We start from the raw sequence: 14,463 nt of genomic DNA, 5'->3' as shown, positions 1-14,463 counted from the left end.
CTGTTATAAAAAGACAAGATTCACAAATTTAATTCCCTCTCGGATCGGGTTTTAAAGCTAATTTTCTAGACCAGATAATATCCAAACTACAAAAATCAAAAGATGCGGTTACTTTTCCGTAGCAGGCATACACTCCTAAACCATGAATGGGATATTTCTCTACAACCTTCGTAAAATGTACGGTATCAAAATAATTTCCTTCGGTATCGGTAAAGGTGCAAAAACGCAATAATTTTCCGTTGGATGCTTTATGGAATCTGGTATTTACCAAAATGCCATAGAGCAAAACCGTTTTATTAATATTCTTATTTAAATCTTTTACTAGAATACTTTCGTTTAAAGGTTCGTCTATTAAATCAAAATAATCACACAGCGGAAAGCCTAATAATTCCATTTGGTCATAAGCTTCTTCTACAAAAGAGGTATTAATGGTTGGCAAATCAAACTGTTTATGTTCCGTTTTAAACAGTTTTGCCTGTGCTGTTTTTGTTTTAGAAACACGCAGTTTAAAAATTGCTTGCCATAACAATGCAATCTTAGATAGTTTTGTAAACCGGAAGGCATCAATTCGAATCAAAATAGTTAACTGTTCTATACTAATAGGAACTCTATCGATAAAATTGTCTAAGGATGTAAAGCTGCCATAAAGTTGTCTTTCGGTTAGTATGCGTTTAATAACAAGAACTTCCAGACTTTTTAAATACCCAAAACCTAAATAAATACGTTTCCCTTTTATAAGCGTTGGATGATCGCTGGTATTTACGCAAGGCGGATTAATTATGCCGCCACACATTTTAGTTTCATGAATATAATGTTCTGCGCTATAAAATCCGCCACCATTATTCAAAACAGCCACCATAAACTCTAAAGGAAAATAGCATTTTAAATACAAACTCTGATAGCTTTCTACAGCATAGGAAGCCGAATGCCCTTTTGCAAACGCATAACCGGCAAAACTTTTAATTTGGTTCCATACTTCAAAAATCAATTCCTCTTTATAGCCTTTTGCTTTACAATTAGAAATGAATTTTTCTTCGACTGCTTCAAATTCGGATTTCGAACGATATTTCCCGCTCATTCCTCTTCTTAGCACATCGGCTTCCCCTAAAGTTAATCCGGCAAACTGATTGGCTACTTTTAGAACATCTTCTTGATATACCATAATACCATAAGTTTCTGGCATAATCTGAAGCAATATTGGATTGGCTTCTTTGCGTTTTTCAGGATGCCGTTGCCGCACTATAAATTCCTGTTTCATTCCAGAGCCAGAAACGCCTGGTCTTATAATAGAACTCGCTGCTACCAAACCCAAATAATCTTGCGTTTGCAGTTTTTGCATCAATCCGCGCATGGCTGGCGACTCTACATAATAGGCGCCAATGGCTTTTCCGCTTTTCAATAAATTATTAATATTCTTATCTTTTTTAAATTTCTCTACTTGGGTAATATCAATTGGCGGTACTTCTGGTCGGTTATATTTAATAATTTCTATCGCTTCTTTAATTTTTGCCAATCCGCGTTGTCCTAAAATATCAAACTTAAAAACACCAACATCTTCGGCAATCATCATATCAAACTGTACCGTTGGAAAGCCTTTTGGTGGCATATCGGTTGCCGAATAATAATGAATGGGTTTATCCAAGATTAGAATTCCGCAAGAATGCACGCTTATATAATTTGGAAAACCTTTAATTAAATCGCCATATTTTAAAACTAAAGTGGAAATTTCGTCTAGGGCATCTTTGGTGAATCGGCCGCTACTCAATTTATCAATTTCTTCTTTTGGCAATCCGAAGACTTTACCCAATTCCCGAACAACAGCTTTCGTTTTAAACGTATTATAAACGGCTAATAATGCTACATTTTTGAAACGCTTAAAAATATAGCTGGTAATATCTTCGCGATCTTTCCAAGAGAAATCAATATCAAAATCTGGTGGTGAAGCGCGAAACGGATTGATAAAACGTTCAAAATATAAATCCAATTCAATAGGATCTACATCTGTAATTCCTATAATATAAGCGACAATACTATTGGCACCACTTCCTCTACCAACATGGATATACTCCATGCTTTTGGAATAGGAAATAATATCATAATTGATTAAAAAGTAAGAAACAAAATCTAAGTCCTTAATGGTTTTTAATTCGGTTGCCAAACGTTGCATTACTTTTGCATTCGGATTGGAATATCTGTTATGTAATTTAGCAGTACACAAGGTTTCTAGCATCTCATAATCTGCTTCCTTGGTATCTAAATACACACTTTGATTTTGTGGGGCTCTATCTTTTCCGAAGTTAAAATCAATGCGACAAGCATCTAAAAGCTGTGCTGTATTTTCTAGGATAAATGGGAAGTCCGCAAAGGCTTTTTTCAGATTCTCTAAAGACAACATCACATCTGTTTCCCGACATTCTTCCGTTTTTTGAAGCTTACTTAATAAGGTATTATTATCAATTGCACGTAAGAGTCTGTGTGCATTAAAATCCCGCTGACTTCTAATAGTAACACGTTGGTGAATGACAAGCTTTTCCTTAAAGTCTTTATAGATAGAAAAAGGAAGCTTCCGAAGTTCTTCTGCAGAAACACCAATAAATTCATTCGCAGTAAAAACCGTTTTTTCCTGTTGCAAAACCTGTTCAAACGGATAAATAACAAACACATTTTCAAAACTTGGTGCCACATTAGGAATTTTCGTTTTGTGGTGTGTATGCGCTGATAAAAAAGCATTCAATTCCTGAAAACCAGCATTGTTTTTCGCCAATCCTACAAACTGCTGTGTGGCGCCATTTCTAAAGTCGATGCCTAGTACAGGTTTTATGTGATACTGTTTTGCTTTTTGCACAAAATTCAGACATGCCGAAGTATTATTAATATCCGTTAACGCGAGTGTTTGGATACCATTTTCTTTTGCTAATGCTAATAAATCTACTTCCGAAAACGTACCAAAACGCAAGGAATAATAGCTATGACAGTTGATATACATTATTGTTTTCTATGTGCTAATACAATGGGTGGTTCGCCATTAAACGGATTATTAAAACGACCGATGGTTTTTGCGCCTATCGATCCTGCTTTTTGTATACTTAATTCGCCATATTTCCCACGAATGGTATCCATAGCATGATACAAACGCAGCATTTCTTCGGTATCATCAAAAAGGTTAATTTGATAATTACCGCTAACAATATTCGTGAATTTCACACCGACTAATCGGATTAATAATCGGCGTTGGTACAACTGATCAAAGAGTTCTAAAATTTTAGGAATAAGCACATGATCTGCGCTTGTATATGCAATTTTATGCTGTTTGGTATAGGTATTAAAATCCGAATAGCGAATTTTCACACTAATGCAAGCGGTTAGCTTTTCCCCTTTTCGCAACTGGTAGGCTAAATTTTCTGCCATAGCAAAAACGGTCGTTCGCAATTTATCCATATCAATAGTATCTTTGGTAAAGGTACGTTCTGTAGAAATCGATTTCCGTTCATGAAAAGGAATTAATGGCGGATTATCGATACCATTGGCACGTTTCCAAATCGTTCTACCATTTACGCCCAAAGCGCTAACCAACATTTCCACTGGCATTTGTTGTACCATACGAACGGTATCAATTCCTAAATTTCGTAATACCTGATAGGTTTTGGTACCAACGGAAGGTATTTTCCGAATCGATAAAGGTGCTAAAAACGATTTTTCAAAACCAGGATCTATTTGCAATTGGTTGTTCGGTTTTGCTTCGCCTGTTGCAACTTTGGAAACAATTTTATTTGTGGATAATCCGAAAGAAATAGGTAAACCGGTTTCTCGAATGATCGTTTCCCGCAATTCCGAAGCATATTTATAGCTTCCAAAAAAGGTATCCATGCCGCTTAAATCGGCATAAAACTCATCGATACTTGCCTTTTCAAAAATGGGAACTTTCTCCTTTATAATTTCGGTCACCAGATGCGATTGCTTGGTGTAAATGGAAGCATTACCACGAATGACTACGGCTTCTGGACATAAGCGTCGTGCCACCTTCATAGACATACCAGAATGCACACCAAATCGTCGTGTTTCGTAGCTACAAGCAGACACAACACCTCTATCTCCAGTACCTCCAACCAGTAATGGCCTTTTCTGTAAACGACTATCAATCAACCGTTCACAAGACACAAAAAACGTATCCAAATCCAAATGCAAAATATTTTTTTTCATGTCACAAAATTAGCTACATTTACAAGCAATTATTGCTTATATTTGTAGCATTATGAAATTTATATCCAAAAACATTCGTCATTTAAGAAGTTTAAAAGGCGTTACGCAAGAAGTGCTTGCCGAAGATTTACAGGTAACCCGATCGCGTATAAGTTCTTACGAAGAAGGTCGCTCTGCGCCTACCATTGAAATGCTCATTCAATTGTCGGATTATTTTAAGCTTCCTATAGATATTTTGCTTCGTAATGATTTAACGAAAGCAAAAGATACTTCGTTTATCGAATTAGGAAACCAGCGTGTTTTATTTCCTATAATGGTAGATAGTGATAATGAAAATCTAATAGAAATTGTTCCTGTAAAAGCTTCCGCAGGATATTTGGCAGGATATGACGATCCGGAATATATTGAGCAACTTCAAAAGATAAAATTGCCGTTTTTACCAACCGGAAAACATCGTGCATTTCCTATTAAAGGCGATTCGATGCTCCCAATGAAAAATGGCGCCTTTGTTATTGGACGTTTTATAGAAGATAGAAGTGAAATAAAAACGGGAAAAACCTATGTTTTAATCACGTTAAATGATGGTATGGTGTATAAACGCGTGTATAATAATATTGATTTGAATGGCTCTTTGTTACTCATGTCTGACAATAAAGTCTACAACGATTATAGTGTGCCCATCGATGAAGTGTTAGAATTATGGGAATTTACTTGTAGTATTAATACCCAAGAATACACCGAAGAAGAACTAAAAATTAGTAGTATTCTTGGTATGTTTAACGAATTAGGCGTAGAATTAAAAGCTTTAGAACGAATTATAAGATGATGTACACCATTATTGATGTGGAAACTAGCGGAACTAGTAACCGAATTACAGAGATCTCCATTTTTAAATACGATGGAAAACAAATTGTCGATGAGTTTACATCGCTTGTCAATCCCGAAGTGATTATTCCTGTATATATTACTTCGTTAACCGGAATTGATAATGCTATGGTTGCTAATGCGCCTACTTTTGCAGAAGTTGCAGATGACGTATTGGCCATTACCAAAGACACCATTTTTGTCGCGCATAATGTGAACTTTGATTACAATGTGATACGCAATGAATTTAAGACTTTGGGTATCGATTTCAACCGAAAGAAACTATGTACTATTCGTTTGTCACGGAAACTGATTCCTGGTCATAAATCGTACAGCTTAGGAAAACTTTGTGCTGCTTTACATATTGATATTGTTGGTAGACACCGCGCAAGAGGTGATGCAGAAGCAACGGTTGTTTTGTTTGAAATGTTACTAAATAAAGAAGGTGCGGAAACGGTTTTTAATGAATTCTTAAAGAAGACCTCTAAAGAAGCGACACTGCCTTCGCATTTACCGACTGCTGTTTTTAATAACCTACCCGATAAAGCAGGGATTTATTACTTTAAAAATAAGAAAGGCACCATTATTTACATCGGAAAAGCGAAGGATATCAAGAAACGAGTTTTAAGCCATTTTTACAGCAAGACACAGAAATCTTTAGATCTTTGTCGGGAAACTTCCGATATTGATTTTGAGCTCTCCGGATCTGAGCTTATCGCTTTCCTAATGGAAGACGCTGCGATTAAACAGCATTACCCGGAATATAATGTGGTTTCTAAACGCGCACCAAAAGCCTACGCTATTTTTAGCTATGAAGATAGAAAAGGCATAAAACATCTGGCGTACAATACACTAAAAGCCACACCTAATGCCGTGCAAACCTTTTCTACCATTGCGGATTGCAGAGCATATTTAGAAAAACTGTGTACGCAATTTGAATTATGTCCGAAATTTTGCCATTTACAAGAAGCGGTTACGCAATGTTCGCATTATAAAATTACGACTTGCAAAGGCGTTTGTAGTGCTGCAGAAACCGTAGCTTCTTATAATATACGTGTTACCGAAGCCATTAGCTATATTACCGAAAGCAAGCAAGATTTGGTGCTTAAACAAAAAGGACGAAACGCGCAGGAAGAGGCTTTTGTGCTTATTAAAAAGAATGTGTATTTGGGATATGGCTTTGTGGATAAATCGGAACAAATAACGACTCCTGAGGATTTAGAAAATTTCTTGATTCCGCAAAAGGATAATTTGGATGTGCAGAAGATATTGAGAACGGCATTGCGAGTGTAGTGAAGTGATCTGTTTCTAGTTTACGTTTCCTTTCATGAGATTGCTTCGTCGTACCTCCTCGCAATGACATTATAGCGAATCAAACAAATCCAACCACTCTGGATTGATACTTTCAATCAAACTTACCTTTTGGGCTCTGCTTCCTCCTTTTAATTGTTTTTCTCTTGCAATTGCATCACCAATCCATTGATGCGCTTCGTGATACACCAGCTTGTCTACATTGTATCTTGCTGTAAAAGATTTTGGATCGTGTTTTTCTTTGTGTTGTACTATACGTTCTTTTAAATACGCTGTGACACCAACGTAAAGTGTTGTATTATTCTTATTGGTTAATATGTAGATGTAACCTGGTTTCATAATTGTATGTGTCATTGCGAGGCACGAAGCAATCTGTTTCTCTTTTGGTCATTGCGAGCTTTACGAGGTAACGAAGTAAACCTGAAGCAATCTGCCTCTCGTTATCTTTTATGAGACTGCTTCGTGCCTCGCAGTGACGGTCCAAAACACATATTAATTAAGGTCTTCTTTTTGAGCCCCAACTCTAAAAGCACGTTCACTACCCAAATACTGCGGATCGCCATGCTTCTCCGACCAAAAGCCTTCTAGAATATCTTTAGTAATACATTTATAAACGACTACGCCTTTATAGATTACCGCATCATCGCCTTTATAGTTAAAATTAATAACCAAGATATTGTCTTTAAAAAAACCGGTTCCAGATTGTTTTTGGTTGTTGTTGATTAGCCACGCTGCTTGTATGCGGTGGTTTTCATCTAGGCTTAAGGTTAGCGTTCCTTGATAGGTTGCTGCTGCTGCGTCTTGGTTGGAGCCGGTTATTTGGTAGGTTCCTGGGAGGTGTTGGATGGTCATTGGGTTATATTTCTAATGATAATTTACCTTTTTCATCAATAATTTGTTTTTCGCCTAATAAAGTATCCACAACAGCAAATCCATTATAAAAAGGCTCCACCATACTATATCTTTCTGTATATAATTCATTTCCATGTTTATCGATATGATGCCAACCTTTTTCATCTTTTGCTATAGCATAGTTTTTATGAAAAACACCTAAGTCTAAAAATTCTTTATCGTTTAGGAAATCGCCATGTTTATCTATATGTTTATAAAATCCGTTTAATTGCTTTATACAAGCATAACCATCTTTAAAATCGCCTACAAATTTATATTTTGAATTATAGATAGGATTGCCATTTAAATCGATATGAAAATATTGATTATTAAAATCTCTAACAGAACAGACATTTTCTTGATAATTTCCAGTCCAAGCATAATCCGCATCATACAATCGCTCTCCTTTATGATCTAGATGAAACCAATTCTTATTTTGAATAACACTGGCTCTATTAAAATAATACCCAAATGTTCTATCGTAACGCTGTTTATAAACCTCATTTCCTTGAACATCGATATGATACCAACCTGTTTCATCTTTTACAGGAGCTATTCCAGGACTGTGAAATTTCAAAACCTCAGCATACACTTTATCAAAAACAGGCTCACCTTTATAAGTAAAACATCTTCCGTCTTTGGATATTATTATTTCGTTATATTTCATTTTCGTATTATTAAGAAGTCATTTAAAACCAATACATCGATAGAATCTTGTTCTAAAATTTTCAACGCTTCCATTGGAGTATTTACAATTGGTTCTTCATGAATATTAAAACTTGTATTTATAACAATTGGAATTCCTGTTAATTCATAATAGCTTTTAATAATATTATAGAAACGTGGATTATCCTCTAATCTTACAACTTGTGGTCTTGCCGTACCATCAATATGAACAGTTGCAGGAGCCATTTCTTTATGCTTTTTAGTAGTATTAAAAGTCATAGTCATAAATTGACTTGGAATATTATTCTTGTCCCAATTATAATACATCTCTTTTGCATAACAATCTAATATGGCTGGAGCGAATGGCATAAATTCTGTTCTTTTAAGTCTTTCATTTAGCGTTTTATTTATGTTCACATTTGTCGCTGATGCTAAAATAGATCTATTCCCAAGCGCCCTTGGACCATACTCCATTCTTCCATTGAAATGAGCAATTATTTTCCCTTTTGAAATTAGTTTAGCAATCTCTTTCTCTATATTTTCTGGCTTCAAGTATTCAATATGTTTATCATCTAAAACAAGTTGTATATCATCATTAGAATACGCTTTACCAAGATATACAGTTTCGAATCTTTTTGGTTTAAACTTATTTTTTAAGGTATTATAATGAGAATAAAGAGCTGCTCCAACTGAAAGCCCACTGTCATTCATTGCAGGAAATACATAAACATTATCAATACAATCTAACTCTTGTATTTTTTGATTAAGTTTTACATTTGCAAATACACCTCCTGCCAGAACAATGTCTTTGATACTTGTCTGTTTTACAGTATTACATATATGATCCAACACAATGTCTTCTAACCTTTTTTGAACAGCAAAAGCAATATCCTCTTTTGAAAAATTTTTTAGAGGCTCTCTAAAACTTAGTAATTGCCTTTCTTTTTGTGCTAAATATTCTTTTTCATCAAGAGAGTTCGTATCAATATTTGGATTAAAACCATTTACCCATTTTTTTGATATATAATCATTAATTTCATAAGCAACATGCTTTGAATAAAAATCTGATTTCTTATCATCATATTTTATAAACTCATTAAAAATGGAATCTAATTTTTTATTATATTTTCCATAAGCAGCTAAACCTGTTACTTTACCCTCGTGCCTCCCACTAACAAACCCAAGTATTTCAGTAATTATCATATAAAACAAACCTGGTGAATAAAAACCATTTAGCCGTTTTACCACTTTTATTTGTCCGGAATCACCAATAGCTGTTATTCCTGACATTGAAAAATCCCCCATACCATCAACAGTAACTATAGTTGCTTTTCCCCAAGGAGAAGTGTGATACGCAGATGAAGCGTGTGCAATATGATGCTCTACGTATATTTTCTTTGCATGACTTAAATTATCAGGTAAACACCTTTTTAAATCAGTAAATCTATAAGTCTCTTTTAAATAATTATTTAAAAACACTCCTGTTTCTAAATAGGTCTTAACAGCATACTTTGTGACCAATCTAAATTGCTTCAACGGACTTACATCAGGCATTGCAACTATATCTATTTCTGAAGCTGTTATTCCACTAATTTCAAAAACATCTTTAAGAGACTCTAAAGGAAACCTGCCTTCATTCTTTTTTCTAGAATATCGTTCTTCATCAACCGCAGCTATAACTACTCCGTTTTTAATAATACAAACTCCTGAATTATGCATTCCTCTTTGACTCTTTGATGAAAAGCCATGAATACCTAATATATATTTATCTTTCATTACTTTTTTGCAACTATTACATATTGTAAATCATTAATTTTTTTAATTTCTATAAATGAAAAATTACTTTTTAAAAGTAAATATTTATAATCAGAAAGACTTCGTTCAAAACTCTTTGTTATAACATGCATATTTAAAGATAACAAGGCCGCTTTGTCTTTCATCTTATCTGTTAAATTCTCAATTAAATACAAAGTGCCATTTTGAGGTAATGCTGAATACGTGTTTTGCAAAATAACTTGTGCCTTTTCATCATCCCAATCGTGTAATATTCTAGACAATAATATAGCTTCCGTAATTTGAGGTATTGCTCTGAAAAAATCTCCTGAAACAAGATCTACATCTTCCGTTAGATTACATCTTTCTGTAACTAATTCTAAGTCAAATAAACAACATTCCAAATCAGGATTTACTCTCTTTATTATTGATATAGCAGCACCATAACCACCGCCTACATCCATTAAACTTTTATGTTTACTAAAATCGATGATATCGTTTATATTCTTATAATCATCTTTAGCGTAAGCAAACATCGCTTTATGATAATGATCTAGCTTTACATTGTTTTGATTTAAAAAACCGAAATAGTTCATTTCATATCTACTTTTGAAGAAACTATCACCTGATTTAATCGAGACATCTAAACTACCCCAAGCTTCTAAATGATCTCCTGACCAATTTAGACAAGCATACTTTAAAGTGTCTGGATGATGGTCCGTTAATAATTCCGATAAATTATTTAGAAAATATTTGTTTTCAATTTTATTCAAAAACTCCAAACTAATTAACCCTTCCAACAACAAATCAAGGTTTTTTTCTTCAATCTCTAATTCCTCAGAAATCTTTGTAATCGTTTTTCCTGAAAAATCTAAAGTATCAAATAAGTTTAGCTTACAAGCTGCACTAACAGTCATATACTTCCAATGTTCTGTAAAAAAAGATTTTAAAAAGTCTCTATTATTCATTTGACAGTTTCTGTTTTAATTTTAGCAATTGGTTTTCGGTTAATCCACAAGACAATAAATAAGCTTCAATACCTCCTTCTTTTTCAATGATATCAAGTGCTATGTTTAGTTTTTCTTTAGAAACGTCCATCTCACTAGCTAAATAGTCTGTATATAAATTCCCTATAGGTGACTCTAACAATAGATGCAACATCGAAAATATAATTCCTGTTCTGTCTTTTCCTGCATGGCAGTGAATAGCTATAGTTCCTGATTCATGTTCCAAAATAGTTTCAAATGTTTTCTTTACAGATTCCTTACAACCCATAGCAAAAAAACGATATGCAATCTCATGATTTGAACCTACATTATGCTTTTCCTTGAACCACTCTGGTTGGTTCCATGGATCAAACTGCGCTTTAATATATTTCACTTTGTTAAGAATTTCATCTGAATAAGAAATCGCTTCAATCTCTCTATCTGCTCTTAAATCAATAATTGTTTTTATGTTATTATCCTTTAACAACACTTCTAATTCTTGTGTGTTTTGAAATAAAGATAAAGCAGAGGTTCTATAAATTAACTGCGGTTTCATTTTAGTATTAAACACAGTTGCATCTCTAAAGTTCCAAAAGAAATCACGTTGATAAATCCACTCACAAAACCCTTTTAATTCTATAAACCTCTTTTTAGTCACCAACTGCTCAATAGCACCGTAAAAAAAATCTAATAAAGCTCTTTTTCTTTTATTTGCTTCGGGCAAAAAAGTAGTTCCATTCAATTTAGGAAAATCTGCTTGTTCTTCTGTCGAAAGCTCACTTGTCATAAGATTTTTAGGTAAAAAATAATATGCTCTTTTACCTTTAGCTAAATAGTTTAATTGAATGGCAACATGAAAAGCAATATTGTAGAAATAATAAAACTGATAACCATCACTCCTACTATGTTTAGACGAGCAACTCTCAAACTCGTAAGTAAACTTCTGTATTAGAGCATTTATATCTTTTTCTCCTATTTTATTATCTTCTTTTAAAACTAATAAATCTTGTAAAAAGAGATCTAACTGTGTTTTGTGTTCATCTCTTTCAAATAAGATAACCTCTTCTATATTCGTTATTTCAGAACCTAAAAAATCTCTTTCAATAGCTTCTAAACTATAACATAATCCAAATTCTAATTTAGGTAAGTCTTCAAAATAGACAACCACTTTATTTCTTAATTGAATAAGGTTTATACCCTTTATATTTTCTGATAATTCATTTTTGATAAACGCTATAAAATCGTGAGCATCAAATGCATCATTAACAATAAGCTTTACATCCAAATCAGAATTCCCTGTAGACTCTTTTCTAGCATAAGAGCCATACAATAATGCTGCCTCTATATTTTCCGTTTTAGGAAAGATAGTTTTTAGGTTTTCTATTATTTTAATATGTTTCATTAGGCTTTTGGTTTACGCATGACACAAGTTTTACAAACCGCTTTAGTTTTATAATTACTTACTAAATCTAAATAACGATCACTTTTTAAAACCTCCTGAATAGATGCTGTTTTTATATTTCCAAAATCCCCTAAAGACTGCCTTAAATTATCTGGCGCACAGCAAGGTGATATCTTACCTGTTGCAGATATCCATAATTCTTGCTCTAAAAAAGGACATTCATAATCCTTTGGAACTTCCGAAATTTCATGATCTTCAATAGGAATAATATTTTCCAATAATACTTTCTCTCCATTTGGTTTTCTAAACGCTTCGGCTGCTATATGCGCCTCTACAACATAGCTGTTCCATTGCGCAATACTTTGTGGTGTAGCTTTCATGGACAACGCTTTAATTTCATCAAAGTGATCCCATAACTGATGACCTTTAACACGATCCACACCTAAAGAAGCTGCTAATTTTATAATATCAACCAACTCATGCATATTATTCTGCATGAATGTTAATTGTAATGTGACACGACAGAAGTATCCATTCGTTTTAAAATACTCATCTCTATAGGCTATAAACTCTTTTACATTAGCAATTGCCTTTTCGAAATCCAGGCCATGCATCACTTCTTTAGACGTTTCTGCAGTAGCACCATTCCAACTTATTTTAACATCCGAAGTATTTGGAACAATTAATTTAGCCCAATCTAAAACACTCTTTTTAGGAAATGTTCCGTTTGTGGTTAAATTAATTTTAATATCATACTGTTTTGCAAGGTCGAAAATTTCATCAAACTGTTTATACAATAAAGGTTCTCCCATTGTAGAAGGGATTATTTCTTTGACGCCTAACCCAGACGCTTGTTCAAAAATCTGTGTTACTGTTGCAAAATCCATGCGTCTACGCTTGATTCCAGTTTCCTTGTATAGCGTATCTATAAAATTACTATACGGACTGTGCTCTTCACACATAATACACTTTAAGTTACAGTCTTCTGGATTGGTATCTATAGTGACACGCCAAAAATTATTTGGAGTACTATAATTGTTATAAATATTTAGTAATTCATCACAATGCGCTTTAATATCAGGTACACTTCCATCCTCCGAAAACAAATATCCTTTTTCTCCAAAAGCTTTCATTTTATTCGGATTGGAAACTGCAAAATTTAATTGTTCTGCTAAAGCATCTACATCTCTATGTTTAAATAGCAAACCGTTTACTTCATGTTTTACATACTCTTTCATTCCTCCAAAATCGGCAGTAATTACAGGTACTTTACACGCTTGTGCTTCATGAATTACTAATGGCGAGTTTTCTCCCCAAATAGAAGGCACTACAATACTGTCAACATGTGCAAAAACATCGTTCGCTAAGTTATGATTTATGTATTCTCCTAAAAATTCCACTTTATTATTACAAGTTGCAGCTAACACTTTTAAAGCTGCCGTACTCTGTCCTTTTTCGCGACCAAAAACTTTTAAAACCGCTGGTTTTTTCACTTGTTTAAAAGCTTCTATTAATTGATTAATTCCTTTTGCAGGAATATGAGTCCCGATATAACCAAAAGTAAATACCTCTTTAGTTTTAGCTTTTTCTGTTTGCGTTAAATAATGCGTAGGGAACCCATAATCTAAATAAGTGATTTTAGATTCAGGAATGTCAAACTCATTAACAAAACGTTCTTGAAGATACTTTGAAGGCGCAATAAATAAATCTACTTTATTAATTATCGCTTTGGTTTCTTGCATTCGTCTGTTTACCCAGTTACTCCAATTATCAATATCCTGCTGCTGCTCGTCTTCTTTTCCACTAAAGTAGACTTGATAACAACTAGTAGCACACTTTTTATCTTCTTGACCAGAACACAACTGGTTGTTATCCGCTTTACCAATACTGCGTGTTAAAAATTGTCCGCGTGGACACATTAACCAAAAATCATGTAACGTAAAAATGATAGGGATTGCTAATGCGTTTAAAACATCTATTATTCCCGTTGACACATGGTTTAAATGACCAATATGTGCAACATCTGGTTTTAAACTTTGAACTAGTTTTTTAAAATTCTCATCGATAGTTCTATGCTTATATCCATCTTTTCCGTTAGGATTGTTTACGAAATATAGGTTTAAATTAGGGCTTGCTTTTTCGTGACGAATTTCAAAGTCTTTAGCGTATGGGTTTTCCTCTCTTGTAAAAACGGATACTTTATGCTCTCTCGACAACTCGTTACATATAGATTGGCTGTAGACTTCTGATCCTGCATTATAATGTGGTGGATAGCCATGTATTATTTTTAATATGTGCATTTAAATGGTGGTGGGTTTAAAAAGTTTCAAAATAGTGTAATTTGTAGTAATTTTCTACTAAAACAAAAAT

11 protein-coding genes are annotated in these 14,463 nt (G+C 33.8%); 2 read left to right on the top strand and 9 right to left on the bottom strand.

The features are described 5' to 3' along the window. Positions 1-28 precede the first annotated feature (28 nt). Both ACVCZW_RS07415 and dinB read right to left on the bottom strand, forming a co-directional pair. Positions 29-2,986 (bottom strand): DNA polymerase III subunit alpha, encoded by a 2,958-nt coding sequence (locus ACVCZW_RS07415; RefSeq protein WP_452232081.1) that lies wholly within the window; start codon positions 2,984-2,986, stop codon positions 29-31. Further along, positions 2,986-4,200: a DNA polymerase IV gene (gene dinB, locus ACVCZW_RS07410; protein ID WP_452232080.1), complete on the bottom strand. Its 1,215-nt coding sequence runs from the start codon at positions 4,198-4,200 to the stop codon at positions 2,986-2,988. Before dinB ends, ACVCZW_RS07415 begins: the two co-directional genes overlap by 1 nt. A gap of 52 nt (positions 4,201-4,252) precedes the next feature. On the opposite strand from dinB, the gene ACVCZW_RS07405 reads away from it, so the two are divergent. Both ACVCZW_RS07405 and ACVCZW_RS07400 read left to right on the top strand, forming a co-directional pair. After that, positions 4,253-5,026, top strand: coding sequence for an XRE family transcriptional regulator (locus ACVCZW_RS07405; RefSeq protein ID WP_452232079.1), 774 nt, complete (start codon positions 4,253-4,255; stop codon positions 5,024-5,026). Continuing rightward, positions 5,023-6,357 carry an exonuclease domain-containing protein gene (locus tag ACVCZW_RS07400; protein ID WP_452232078.1) on the top strand — a complete coding sequence of 445 codons (1,335 nt, stop codon included), beginning with the start codon at positions 5,023-5,025 and terminating at the stop codon, positions 6,355-6,357. The genes ACVCZW_RS07405 and ACVCZW_RS07400 overlap by 4 nt, the downstream gene beginning before the upstream one ends. A 69-nt stretch (positions 6,358-6,426) precedes the next feature. Here ACVCZW_RS07400 and ACVCZW_RS07395 read toward each other — a convergent pair whose 3' ends face one another. The 7 genes from ACVCZW_RS07395 to ACVCZW_RS07365 form a co-directional block, all read right to left on the bottom strand. Then, complete coding sequence (locus ACVCZW_RS07395; protein WP_452232077.1) at positions 6,427-6,714, bottom strand: GIY-YIG nuclease family protein; 288 nt, start codon at positions 6,712-6,714, stop codon at positions 6,427-6,429. 153 nt (positions 6,715-6,867) lie between these two features. After that, positions 6,868-7,227: a hypothetical protein gene (locus tag ACVCZW_RS07390; RefSeq protein ID WP_452232076.1), complete on the bottom strand. Its 360-nt coding sequence runs from the start codon at positions 7,225-7,227 to the stop codon at positions 6,868-6,870. Between the two features lie 4 nt (positions 7,228-7,231). Further along, the gene (locus tag ACVCZW_RS07385) at positions 7,232-7,933 is read right to left on the bottom strand and encodes a WG repeat-containing protein (RefSeq protein ID WP_452232075.1); all 702 of its coding nucleotides are present in this window, start codon (positions 7,931-7,933) and stop codon (positions 7,232-7,234) included. After that, positions 7,930-9,708, bottom strand: a complete 1,779-nt coding sequence (locus ACVCZW_RS07380) for a carbamoyltransferase family protein (protein ID WP_452232074.1) — start codon at positions 9,706-9,708, stop codon at positions 7,930-7,932. The genes ACVCZW_RS07385 and ACVCZW_RS07380 overlap by 4 nt, the downstream gene beginning before the upstream one ends. Continuing rightward, positions 9,708-10,673, bottom strand: a complete 966-nt coding sequence (locus ACVCZW_RS07375) for a methyltransferase (protein WP_452232073.1) — start codon at positions 10,671-10,673, stop codon at positions 9,708-9,710. Before ACVCZW_RS07375 ends, ACVCZW_RS07380 begins: the two co-directional genes overlap by 1 nt. Beyond that, positions 10,666-12,093 (bottom strand): tyrosine-protein phosphatase, encoded by a 1,428-nt coding sequence (locus ACVCZW_RS07370; protein WP_452232072.1) that lies wholly within the window; start codon positions 12,091-12,093, stop codon positions 10,666-10,668. Before ACVCZW_RS07370 ends, ACVCZW_RS07375 begins: the two co-directional genes overlap by 8 nt. After that, positions 12,093-14,393: a glycosyltransferase gene (locus ACVCZW_RS07365; RefSeq protein ID WP_452232071.1), complete on the bottom strand. Its 2,301-nt coding sequence runs from the start codon at positions 14,391-14,393 to the stop codon at positions 12,093-12,095. Before ACVCZW_RS07365 ends, ACVCZW_RS07370 begins: the two co-directional genes overlap by 1 nt. Positions 14,394-14,463: the final 70 nt, after the last annotated feature.

The organism is Lacinutrix sp. MEBiC02595, from assembly GCF_053601555.1.
This window is presented reverse-complemented; position numbering and strand designations above follow the sequence as displayed.

Bases quoted from the DNA above. Each gene is read 5' to 3' on its own strand.
- ACVCZW_RS07380 (WP_452232074.1), bottom strand. From the start codon at position 9,708: ATGAAAGATAAATATATATTAGGTATTCATGGCTTTTCATCAAAGAGT.
- ACVCZW_RS07390 (WP_452232076.1), bottom strand. From the start codon at position 7,227: ATGACCATCCAACACCTCCCAGGAACCTACCAAATAACCGGCTCCAAC.
- ACVCZW_RS07415 (WP_452232081.1), bottom strand. From the start codon at position 2,986: ATGTATATCAACTGTCATAGCTATTATTCCTTGCGTTTTGGTACGTTT.
- ACVCZW_RS07400 (WP_452232078.1), top strand. From the start codon at position 5,023: ATGATGTACACCATTATTGATGTGGAAACTAGCGGAACTAGTAACCGA.
- ACVCZW_RS07375 (WP_452232073.1), bottom strand. From the start codon at position 10,673: ATGAATAATAGAGACTTTTTAAAATCTTTTTTTACAGAACATTGGAAG.
- ACVCZW_RS07370 (WP_452232072.1), bottom strand. From the start codon at position 12,093: ATGAAACATATTAAAATAATAGAAAACCTAAAAACTATCTTTCCTAAA.
- ACVCZW_RS07395 (WP_452232077.1), bottom strand. From the start codon at position 6,714: ATGAAACCAGGTTACATCTACATATTAACCAATAAGAATAATACAACA.
- ACVCZW_RS07405 (WP_452232079.1), top strand. From the start codon at position 4,253: ATGAAATTTATATCCAAAAACATTCGTCATTTAAGAAGTTTAAAAGGC.
- ACVCZW_RS07385 (WP_452232075.1), bottom strand. From the start codon at position 7,933: ATGAAATATAACGAAATAATAATATCCAAAGACGGAAGATGTTTTACT.
- ACVCZW_RS07365 (WP_452232071.1), bottom strand. From the start codon at position 14,393: ATGCACATATTAAAAATAATACATGGCTATCCACCACATTATAATGCA.
- dinB (WP_452232080.1), bottom strand. From the start codon at position 4,200: ATGAAAAAAAATATTTTGCATTTGGATTTGGATACGTTTTTTGTGTCT.